The sequence below is a fragment of the Mesorhizobium sp. M1396 genome (assembly GCF_040317725.1).
Taxonomy (GTDB): domain Bacteria; phylum Pseudomonadota; class Alphaproteobacteria; order Rhizobiales; family Rhizobiaceae; genus Mesorhizobium.
Genome location: NZ_JAMYLA010000117.1, coordinates 1 through 5179 on the forward strand (window position 1 = coordinate 1; position 5179 = coordinate 5179).

The window sequence follows — 5179 nt, forward strand, 5'->3', positions numbered from 1 at the left end:
TTTTGGGATTGGTCCTACGTCTGGGAGGCGTTTCCGTATCTGTATCGGGGTGCAATCGTTACCATTCAGGCGACATTGCTCGGCTTCGCGATCGCGCTCGTACTGGGCCTCATCTTCGCGCTGATCCGCCAGTCCCCCAATCGTTATGTGTCCATAGCCATGGCGGAGATAGTAGAGTTCATCCGCTCAACACCACTCCTGATACAGGTGTTCTTCGTCTATTTCGTCGCTCCCCAGGTCGGCATCGTTATTCCAGCCTGGACGGTTGGCATCGGCATGCTCGGCATCCACTACGCAGCTTATATCTCGGAGGTCTACCGCGGGGGCATTGAGGATGTGGACGGCGGCCAGTGGGAGGCCTGCACAGCGCTCAACCTGTCGCGCGCGCGGACTTGGTGCGCCATCATCCTGCCGCAAGCCATTCCGCCGATCGTGCCAAGCCTCGGCAACTACCTGGTTGGCATGTTCAAGGACACTCCGATCCTGGCGGCGATCGCCATTCTGGAAATGCTTCAACAGGCCAGGAATTTCGGCGCCGCCAATTACCGCTTTACCGAAGTAATCACGATGGCCGGCTTTTTCTATCTCGTGTTCAGCCTGGTCGCTTCTGCCATCGTGCAGTCGGTGAGCTTGTGGCTTCACCGCCGTTACCATCTGCAGTAGGAGGTCTTCCGCGATGAACGAATCTGTGCTTCGCTTTGAGAAGGGCACGAAACGGTACGGCGCACTGACCGGATTAGACGAGCTCGATCTCGATATTACTCGCAAAGAGAAAGTCATGAACGAACCCATGGTCCGCTTCGAGAACGTCACCAAGTGCTACGGAGCGCTGACCGTACTGGACGAGCTCAATCTCGACATAGCGCGCAATGAGAAAGTGTGCATCATCGGGCCCTCCGGCTCGGGCAAGACCACCGTGCTGCGCATGCTGATGACGCTGGAGCGTATCAACAAAGGCGTGATCTGGGTGGACGGGGAGCCGCTCACGCACATGCAGAAGAATGGCCAGATGGTGCCGGCGAGCGAGCGTCATCTGCGGCGCGTACGCGGCAAGATCGGGATGGTGTTCCAGCATTTCAACTTGTTCCCGCACATGACCGCGCTGCACAATTGCATGGAGGCGCCGGTCTCGGTGCTTGGGATCTCCAGGCAGGAGGCCGAGGCCCGAGCGGCAGAGCTGCTCGACATGGTGGGGCTCAGCGACAAGAAGAACCATTTCCCGATCCAGCTTTCCGGCGGCCAAAAGCAGCGCGTGGCAATAGCCCGTGCGCTCGCCATGCGGCCGAAGGTCATGCTGTTCGATGAGGTGACCTCGGCGCTCGACCCGGAGCTGGTCGGGGAGGTGCTCAATGTGATCCGCAAGCTCGGCGCTGAGCATGACCTCACCATGCTGATGGTCACCCATCAGATGGGCTTCGCCAAGGAGTTCTCCGATCGCGTCTGCTTCTTTTACGGAGGCAAGATTGTCGAACAGGGCCCGCCAGATCAGTTCTTTGGCTACCCTCAGAACGAGCGGACGCAACAGTTCCTTAATGCGGTGCTTGAGGCGAGATAGGGCAAACGCATCGATCGCTCGGCGCATTTGCCGGCGGATCCAGACGACCCGCTTGCGGAAGAGAAGGACGATCCCAAGTATCGACGTTCGACGTCTCACGGATGATCGCCCGCCAGGAGCCAGTCGGGGTGGAGAGGCGGGACCGGAGTATCCTCGTGCGACTTTCGTGGGCCTTGGGGTGGGCATTGCGCTTGCCGGCCAGAGCAGATGCCGTCCCGCCGAGGTGAGATTGATGAGATGGCCGATACCAAAGGTCTTCGACAGTTCGCGCGACGCTCTTATGCAGATGAGACACGCTTGGCCTGGGCATTCTCGATTGATGGTTTGGCTCCTGCCTCCGGCGTCGCATTGCGGCATAGGTCGGATTTCGTGATCCCAAGAACAGGCGCCATCCATGGCGCAGCTTACAACACCAGACGCTTAGGGTCGACGTCGAGTTGGCCGTCAAACCAGGCCGGCCGCCGCGTCACTCCGTCTCGTAAAAACCTCATGCCACGAGCGTGCTCTCTACGAGTTTGATCCAGTACGATGTTCCGTAAGGAATGGCTTCGTCGTCGAAATTATAGGCTGGGTGATGTAGTTGGGCGCTGGCGCCATTACCGCACCAGACGAAGGCACCCGGCCGCGCATTCACCATATGACAGAAATCCTCCGCCGCCAGTACCGGCGGCGTATTGACCACATTATCTTCACCTGCCACTTCCCTCGCCACCCCGAGAGCAAGCTCGCTCTGTTTGGCATGATTGAAAGTAACAAGCTCGCCATTCTGGAATTTAAGGTCAATCTGGGCACCCGTTATCTGGGCGATGCCGGCCACCACCTCGCCTATGCGCTTCTTGACAAGTTGACGCACTTCCGGCGTCAGCGCGCGCATGCTGCCTAGCCTGAAAATTTCACGGTGGGTTGGCGGATGTGGTTCAAGCCGTTGAAATGACGTAGGATTTGGTTGCTAAGGCCGATCCGAATCATTTCCGGAGACCACACCCGCCATGAATGATCTTACTTGCCGCTGAGCGGCTTGTCATCTGTCGGCGGCAAGTCCGCCGTCGCCCGTTTCGACGGCGGCATGCTGTCGTCGGACAGTGGCGTTCTGGCTCTAGCAGAGGTGGAGAAACGACTGCGGGTGGCCGACCGTCTGGCGCGCTGCATCGATGATCCACGCAGCCCGGACCAGGTCATCCACAACTTTGCAGATATGATAGGCTTCCGCATGAAGATGATCGCCGCCGGTTACGAGGATGGCAACGACGCCAACCGGCTGCGTTCCGACCCGGTCTTCAAGATGGCCCAGGATGCGCCCCCTTCGGGTCGGGATCTGGCGTCGCAATCGACGATGTGTCGGCTGGAGAACCTACCCGATGGGCGCTCGCTGCTCGCCATGGGCCGGACGATGGTCGACCTCTACTGCGCCTCCTTCCGGCAGATTCCGACGCGGATCGTGCTCGACATCGACGACACGTTTGACGCCGTGCACGGCAACCAGCAGCTCCGCCTCTTCAATGCCCATCACGACGAGTACGGCTTCCAGCCGATCGTGTTCGATGGCGACGGCCGGTTCGTGGCTGCTGTCCTGCGACCGGCCAAGCGGCCAAGTGGGGCTGAGATCCGCGCTCACCTGCGCCGCCTGGTGCGGGCGTCCGGAGCAACTGGCCGAACATCCGGATCCTGATCCGGGCCGACGGTCACTATTGCAACCTGCCGCCAACGATGTCGACTTCATCCTCGGCGTACCGCCCACCACGACCCTGCGCAAGCATGTCGCGGACCTGGAAGCCCGCACGACGGCGCGCTTTGAAGCGTCACCGAAGACGAACAAGGTCCGCAGGTTCAAGGAGTTCCTGGATGGGGCCGCCAGCTGGAGCCGCGTCGAGCGCATCATAGCGCGGGTCGAGGTCGGCGCCCAAGGTGCTGACACCCGCTTCATCGTCACCAACCTCGCCGGTGGAAAGGCCAAGGCGCTCTACGAGGATGTCTACTGCCGGCGCGGAGCGGCCGAGAACCACATCAAGTCCTGGAAGACACATCTCGCCGCCGATCGAACGTCCTGCACAAGAGCGACGGCCAACCAGTTCCGGCTGTTCCTGCATGCCGGCGCCTACTGGCTCATGTGGGGCCTGCGCGCTGCGATGCCGAAACGCTCCAGCTTTGCCGTCGCGCAATCGACACGCTGCGTTTGCGCCTCATCAAGATCGCTGCGCGGGTGGTCGAGATGAAGACGCAAATCCGCCTGCACCTGCCGACATCCTGCCCCGACCAACGCATCCTGCGCATCGTCCTCGATCGCATTCCGCGGCTCGCGACATAACCATGGGGCGCAGACGCCCCGAAACGAACCCGCCGACCGCAACCTGCAAACCCCACCTGCCATCACGACGGATCACCGCCGGCGCCTGACGAGGTTCGCGGAAAAGCGCCCAACAGCGGCCACATCGCCGCTTCGCCAAAACCTCATCGCCGTGCATCAAGGCGGCTAGCAGCTCTGCCCTTTGCGAAATAAATCTCTGTGGGGTGCCGGATTGAAAGTAATGGAAAGAAATCCCCGCCGATTCCAACGGATCGACGTTCTGAGCAACGATTTGCTGGAGGGCCGTAACGAGCTGGGCCCCGACCTGGATCGAGTCAATGCATTTATGAGGCATCCCGGGATGGCCGCCGCGGCCCTCGATATTGATCTCAATGCCGTCCGTTGCCGCCATCACCGGGCCTTGCCGAATGCCAAAGGCACCTACCGGCAGACCCGGAGCGTTATGCATGCCATAGACCTGCTCGATTCCGAAGCGCTCCATCAGACCGTCCTCAAGCATCGCGACCGCGCCAGCACTGAGTTCTTCCGCGGGTTGGAAGATCATGACTGCCGTGCTGGCAAAATTCCGGGTTTCAGCAAGGTAGCGCGCCGCGCCCAGCAGCATCGCGGTGTGGCCGTCATGACCGCAGGCATGCATGATGCCCTTGATCTTGGACGCATTGGGCAGCTCGGTCTCTTCCTCGATCGGAAGCGCATCCATGTCAGCACGCAAGCCGATGACCTTGAACTTTCCGTCGCCTGCGACTGTCTTACCCTTGATGACGCCGACGACGCCGGTCTTGCCTAGGCCAGTCACAACCTGATCGCAGCCGAATTCACGCAGACGCTCGGCGACGAAGGCCGACGTGCGGTGCTCGTCAAAGCCCAGCTCGGGATGTGCGTGAATATCGCGGCGCCAAGCCATGATGTCAGGGAGAAGGTCGGCGACGCGATTGAGGATGGGCACGGGAGTTTCCTTTTCCGATGGGAGGGAGGTTGATGCTGTCCGTCGATGAGGGATCTGGTCAGACGAAACCAGGCGCGGGTACGGTCCTTGGCGCAAAGCGCGGGACCAGCCTGTGCCCGCACCATGAGGAGCATAGCATCGTCCGCCCTTTCGCCATTAAGTAATGCAACGACTGATGGCCCGCCTGCACTCGCCTAAATCACCGCTCGCGCGGCAATACCGATCCATGCAGTAGACCTCCAGCCGTGCAATCAGGATCGGCATGAGACTAGGGCGCGTTCTCAGTTAGGGGATTGAACGAAGCCGCTGACGCGGCATTTGGTGCGGGGGTTTGCGGTTGAGGCTTCTGTTTTGAAGGATTGCGGCTGTTGAA

The 5179-nt window shown here is 60.6% G+C and carries 2 protein-coding genes and 3 pseudogenes; 3 read left to right on the forward strand and 2 right to left on the reverse strand.

The genetic code is table 11. From position 1 onward, the window contains the following. The coding region (gene ehuD, locus NKH02_RS33935) for an ectoine/hydroxyectoine ABC transporter permease subunit EhuD (RefSeq protein ID WP_352884182.1) at nt 1-663 on the forward strand (663 nt) is incomplete at its 5' end. A 115-nt stretch (nt 664-778) separates the two neighbouring features. Next, nucleotides 779-1555: an ectoine/hydroxyectoine ABC transporter ATP-binding protein EhuA gene (gene ehuA / locus NKH02_RS33940; protein WP_352884187.1), complete on the forward strand. Its 777-nt coding sequence runs from the start codon at nt 779-781 to the stop codon at nt 1553-1555. A gap of 487 nt (nt 1556-2042) precedes the next feature. On the opposite strand, the pseudogene NKH02_RS33945 reads toward ehuA, so the two are convergent. Continuing rightward, a pseudogene (locus tag NKH02_RS33945) lies at nt 2043-2435 on the reverse strand (M20/M25/M40 family metallo-hydrolase); the annotation flags it as partial. A 123-nt stretch (nt 2436-2558) separates the two neighbouring features. Between NKH02_RS33945 and NKH02_RS33950 the strand changes: the two are divergent. Beyond that, nucleotides 2559-3860: pseudogene (locus NKH02_RS33950) on the forward strand (IS1380 family transposase). A gap of 169 nt (nt 3861-4029) precedes the next feature. Here the strand turns inward: NKH02_RS33950 and NKH02_RS33955 are convergent. Beyond that, nucleotides 4030-4806 (reverse strand): annotated as a pseudogene (locus NKH02_RS33955) (amidohydrolase); the annotation flags it as partial. Nucleotides 4807-5179: the final 373 nt, after the last annotated feature.

Coding starts and splice junctions, on each gene's coding strand:
- ehuA (WP_352884187.1), top strand. CDS start 779: ATGAACGAACCCATGGTCCGCTTCGAGAACGTCACCAAGTGCTACGGA.